Origin of the sequence: Sodalis-like endosymbiont of Proechinophthirus fluctus (genome assembly GCF_001602625.1) — a bacterium.
Taxonomy (GTDB): Bacteria; Pseudomonadota; Gammaproteobacteria; order Enterobacterales; family Enterobacteriaceae.
This window is the reverse complement of the sequence record NZ_LECR01000033.1, coordinates 348-5,817: the sequence shown is the minus strand read 5'-3', so window position 1 is coordinate 5,817 and position 5,470 is coordinate 348. Positions and strand designations below refer to the sequence as shown.

The window sequence follows — 5,470 nt, the reverse complement described above, 5'->3', positions numbered from 1 at the left end:
TGATGGCGGTCGGCAGCACTACGGTATAGAAACGATTATGCAATGCCACCGTAACCAGGCCGGCGATCACTCCGCCGAGGACGCTCCTATTATAGGAAAAATACCAGCGTCTGGGTGAACTGCGCCGTGTACATCAGTTCCTCAGTCTGCGACATGCCACGCCTGGTCAGAGCCGCCAGAGTCGTGGTGGCCTGGGTAATAGACTGTGCTGCCAGCGACGTGCTCACCCTATATGCAAGCTTATGAAACCTATCACTGCGAGGTTTTACATCGCCGCCACCAGCCCAAGAAAAATCCCGGCGGTGGCGATCACCGAAATCGGCATCATCAGCGCTTTGCCGAACCAATGAATTTTGCTGCTATCTCTTTTATCACGCGGACCACTTACTCCTCGTTGAGCGATTCGGTCAGTATGCGACAACGTCAACGGCGGCGAGGGTAATGGGTGGGGTTGGTAGCCAGGAATATTAATAAGATTACATGTACTGGGACAGCAAACGAACATTTAAAAACATCCTCAGTCTGCTAAGCATAAATTAATTCAAAATGGCCAACTGTCCGGACTGCGCCTGAGTAGATAATGACGGCACCTTCAGCTTTTGTAAAAACGGCGCCAATACGGTGAGTTGGTAAGCCACGCGCAAGGCGATGGATGCGGCTTTTTCTCCCAACGTACCATTAGCCACTCTATTAGCAAAGCGATTATTTTCTGAAATATCAAGAGAGTCTGACGGAGCCGCTGCGCTATAACTCCGAGAGCGATAAATACCTACCCATTCGTTGAGAGGACACCTTCACTCCTATCGCCAGCCATTTGTAAGATATGGCGCATCCCGATCAGTTGGAGCTCCTACACCTCCGGACGCGCCGGCAATGAAGCCTCCTACTCTATCAGCCTCTATCAGCCTCTATCAGCCTCTATCAGCCTCTATCAGCCTCTATCAGCCTCTATCAGCCTCTATCAGCTGTTCGGCCACATGTTTAGCACCAATATTTCCCCGACTGTTCCAACATGCGCCATAAGGCTAGAGGCAGCGGCCTGAAGCAAAGCATCGTCGTCGGTAAATGTACCGTTCGCTTTGACGATTTCGAGAATGGCCGACGCGATTTTGTTTTTTCGACAAAATTCCGGCAACTCATCCGGGCATGTTACACAGCCTGCATTAAGCCGCCGACCACGGTGCCAGCATTGTGTTAGCTTCAACAATCTGCGCAAGCACGAGCTTGAGCGTTTCGCCGATCTGAAAAAAAACGCTGGAAGTCATCACTCAAAATCCGGGTATGGGAGCATCAGCTCGCGCTACTTGTAGCCTACAACATGAGGGAAGAATATGGCAGCGGCATCGTCAAAGCGCTGCTTGAGACCATCACCAGTTTTTAGCGAGCGGGGAGGACGGCATTTTCGATGACACCTTTATTAACACCTACGGTGTAGATGACTACCTCGCCGCCGACGCCACCTCCTCCTGGCAGCAGATAATCCAGCAATCCGGCCTGAGCGAGCAGGATTTACACGAAATCGTAAAAATTTACCGCGGTGCCAAGCGCGTCATTATGCGCCTGTACGATGGAGATCACTCAACATAAGCACTCCGTGGCAACAGTGCACGAAATCGTCAATCTGCAGTTGTTACTCAGCAAACTGGGCGCCTGTCTGTGCCCGGTTTGGGGTCATAGCAACGTGCAGGGCAACCGCACCATGGGCATAGACGAAAACCCGTCGGAGGGGCTATTAGATAGCCTGGCGGCGCACTTCGCCTTTGCCACGCCAGCGGGGCGTGGCGCATAATACCGTGCAGACTATCTTGCGCGATGAGGTAAAAGGTACTGATTACCCTTGGCGGAAACCTGGCGGCTTACTTATCCATCCGTAAACCAATCCGCTGACCGCTGCCAAGTTTCGTCGCCGGCACCTTTTGTTTACCGCGGGCAGTTTTTTATATGACCGGTAGGGCTTGCCGCCGAAGACCGAATCGCGTATAAAGCTGTCTGCCGCAACTAAGGCCCACTCTAATCCAATTTTCCGGACATTATGTTTCAAGACAATCCGCTACTTGCTCAGCTAAAACAGCAACTACATTCTCAGACACCACGTGTCGAAGGCGTGGTAAAAGGCACAGAGAAAAGGTTTGGTTTCCTCGAAGTCGACGCCCAAAAAAGCTATTTCATTCCTCCCCATTTTATGAAAAAAGTAATGCACGGCGATAAAATCACTGCCGTAGTACACACGGAGAAAGACCGGGAAATTGTGGAGCCGGAAGAGCTTACCGAGCCGTTTTTGACGCGTTTTGTGGGTCGGGTTCAGGTGAAAGATGACCGTATGACCGTCGTGCCGGACCACCGGCTGATTAAAGAGGTTATCCAAACCCGGCCGCAACGCGGCGTCAACCAAACCTTCCAAACAGGCGATTGGGCGGTCGCGGAAATGCGATGTCACCCGCTAAAAGGCGATCGCCAGTTTTACGCGGAAATCACCGCACTGGTCGCCACAACTGATGACCATTTCGCACCGTGGTTGGTCACCCTAGCTCGCCATAATCTTGAGCGTGCCGCTCCGGAAATGCCGGAAGGGATTGCCATGCAGGAGGACGGACCGGCACGCGACGATCTCACCGCGCTGGATTTTATCACCATAGACAGCGTTAGCACCGAAGATATGGACGACGCCATCCATTTGGCCAGCGCACCGGACGGCGCCTGGGTTATGACCGTTGCCATCGCAGATCCGACCGCATGGGTGCCGTCCGGCAGCCAGCTGGATCGTATCGCCCGTGAGCGCGCCTTTACCAATTACTTGCCCGGTTTCAGCATTCCGATGCTACCACACGCGCTATCCGACGATCTCTGCTCGCTTCGTGCCCACGAACGGCGCCCGGCGTTGGTGTGTCGGGTTACGTTACACCAGGATGGCACTATAGCCGATGACGCGCGTTTCTTTATCGCTTGGGTAGAATCCAAGGCCAAATTGGCGTATGACCATGTTTCCGACTGGCTAGAAAATACCGGCTCGTGGAAACCGGAGAACGACGCCATCGCGAATCAGCTACGTATGCTGCATGACGTTTGCCAAGCCCGCAGTGCCTGGCGTCAGCATCACGCGCTGGTGTTCAGGGATCGCCCCGATTATCGCTTCGTGCTCGATGAAAAAGGCAACGTGGACGATATCGTCATCGAGCCGATCCGCATCGCCAACCGCATGATCGAGGAGGCTATGATCGCTGCAAACGTCTGTGCCGCCCGCGTATTACGCGACGGCTTAGGCTACGGACTGTACAATGTGCATCATGGTTTCGACCCGTTATTGGTGGATCAGGCGGCGACCATCCTACGCGATCATCATATCGATGTGGAGCCTGGCGAACTTTTGACGCTGGAAGGATTTTGCGCTCTGCACCGTCAGCTAGACGCCATGCCCACTGCTTATTTGGACAACCGCATCCGCCGTTTCCAAACCTTCTCTGAAGTCAGCACCGTGCCTGGCCCGCACTTCGGTCTGGGGTTGGATGCCTACGCAACCTGGACTTCGCCTATTCGTAAATACGGTGATATGCTAAATCACCGTCTGCTGAAGGCGCTGATCGGCGTCGGCGAAGCCGAACGGCCTGGTGAAGAGGTGACGTTACGCCTCGCCAAACGCCGTCGGCAAAACCGCATGGCGGAGCGAGATATGGGGGATTGGCTTTATGCCCGTTTCCTACAGTCGAAAGCTGGAAGTAACAGCCGCTTCTCGGCGGAGATAATCGATATCTCGCGCAGCGGTATGCGGGTGCGTCTGCTGGATAACGGCGCGGTGGCGTTCATCCCCGCCCCTTTTATTCACAGCGTACGCGATGAGCTGGTCTGTAGCCAGGACACCGGCACCGTGCAGGTGAAAGGTGAGGAACGTTATCGTCAAGGCGATACTCTTGACGTCACCCTAGCCGAAGTCAGAATGGAAAACCGCTCTGTCATTGCCCGCCCGGTCTAACCGACAGCTGGAGGTCTTCCTCGCACCTCCCTGGCAGTGCGTTTTTTTCGCCCAACCATGTAGCTATGGGACAAATGCGCTCCCGCCGCCCCGTCGCTCATCGCCCGGTTATCACCCGTCTGGGCCGGCAGAAGCCCGCTTAACGTAGCGGGAGAAAATCGCGACAATGATAGGCAATAGAATGGTGACTATTACCGAGGTTTCCGCCAGTTTTATGGAGGCAAATTGTAGTGCCTTTGCCGGCGAGGAAGTACTGGAATGCGGCAATGCCGACGGTTCCGGATCCGCCGATTAGACAGTCGTCCAGAATCAGAGGGATACCCGTAATCATTATCACCATAATGCCTATGAGAACCCAGCAACCCGATATGGGAGATAACTGCCAGATTGATGATATTACCCAACGCGAAGGCAAAGAAAGGGATTAGCATTTGTACCGCGCTGGAGAAAAATTCCAACAGCGCTGAGTCTAGATTGCCCACAGCACGAAACTAATAATAAAGGGTAATACCGTGCCGATGAACACCTACGTCTCAAAGGGAGTGATACCCTCCGTACCGATTATAATTATGGTCATCGGCGGCCAGGACTCTAACGATATCAGCACCACTTCTTCTTTGCTGCCGTACTGCTGCATGATGGAGGGCGGGTATATTGACCCCTGACGGTTTAATCACCATCAGAATAGCTGAACATCCTCCATGCTGACATTAACCTAGGTACAGGTGACCAGCTACTGCTGCAGCAGCGTCAAATTCTCCTCCAGCGCCTGTTGTTTCAAACTGTTTAGCATGCCTTGTCTCACGCGACGATAAGGTTATTGCCTGGTCCGCTGCACCAGTCTGGTATAGGTAAACCGGCTGAAGATCGGGCATCGATCTGCTATCTGACTGTCAAGAAACGTAACAGACTGGAATCAGGAGGGAAATTTCATATTATTCAAAAAAGATAAATTTATATTATATTTTATAATATAAATCTTATTATATTCAGGACAAGATAAATTTTGCGGATAAGTCTATAATTATTTCTATGATGAGCTCAATCTCCAAACGTATTGCCGCCGCGGCGTTGGCAGGCAGTAACCCCTCGCTTTAGCTGAGCTAGTACTCGAATTAGTCGAAACGCAATAGCAACACCGCTATTGGCACTATCGGCGGGATTCTCGGCCATCAGGTCGATTAATATCCGTTACCCAATGAACTAATCCTCATTGGGACAGCGCACAAGGCGGGTGGTGCGGCTGTTTCCGACCGCTATCTTGACCTTTAAACTCCGCGCTTTCCAATAGCTGTTTTAATAAGTCGCTCTTATCGTCCAGGATTTCAATTACACCCTCTTTCATCGCCGTCCCGCTGATACCATATTTTTTCTTTTTCAGCTCGCTGGCAAGATCCTGCAGCGCGGCATCGTCCTAATCCAGGCCGGTAATCAGACACACCTCTTTGCCTTTTCTAACGCTGGTTAGATTCTGCAATCGCATGATGCTACCACCCCCTGGAC

2 protein-coding genes and 4 pseudogenes are annotated in these 5,470 nt (G+C 52.5%); 2 read left to right on the top strand and 4 right to left on the bottom strand.

Annotated features, from left to right (window positions below):
- Both BG74_RS20445 and BG74_RS12840 read right to left on the bottom strand, forming a co-directional pair.
- Nucleotides 1-328, bottom strand: a pseudogene (locus tag BG74_RS20445) (PTS maltose transporter subunit IICB); the annotation flags it as partial.
- A 208-nt stretch (nt 329-536) separates the two neighbouring features.
- Entirely contained in the window at nt 537-686 is a 150-nt protein-coding gene (locus tag BG74_RS12840) for a hypothetical protein (RefSeq protein ID WP_187202579.1), read from the bottom strand.
- Between the two features lie 887 nt (nt 687-1,573).
- On the opposite strand from BG74_RS12840, the pseudogene BG74_RS03800 reads away from it, so the two are divergent.
- Nucleotides 1,574-1,857 (top strand): annotated as a pseudogene (locus tag BG74_RS03800) (CbbBc protein); the annotation flags it as partial.
- A gap of 175 nt (nt 1,858-2,032) precedes the next feature.
- Nucleotides 2,033-3,967, top strand: a complete 1,935-nt coding sequence (locus tag BG74_RS03795; protein ID WP_066596709.1) for an exoribonuclease II — start codon at nt 2,033-2,035, stop codon at nt 3,965-3,967.
- 111 nt (nt 3,968-4,078) lie between these two features.
- Here BG74_RS03795 and BG74_RS12835 read toward each other — a convergent pair.
- A pseudogene (locus BG74_RS12835) lies at nt 4,079-4,628 on the bottom strand (2-keto-3-deoxygluconate permease); the annotation flags it as partial.
- Nucleotides 4,629-5,170: 542 nt separating this feature from the next.
- A pseudogene (locus BG74_RS16505) lies at nt 5,171-5,470 on the bottom strand (SUI1 family translation initiation factor); the annotation flags it as partial.

Excerpts from the sequence above, each read along its gene's own strand:
- BG74_RS03795 (WP_066596709.1), top strand. The coding sequence starts at position 2,033 with ATGTTTCAAGACAATCCGCTACTTGCTCAGCTAAAACAGCAACTACAT.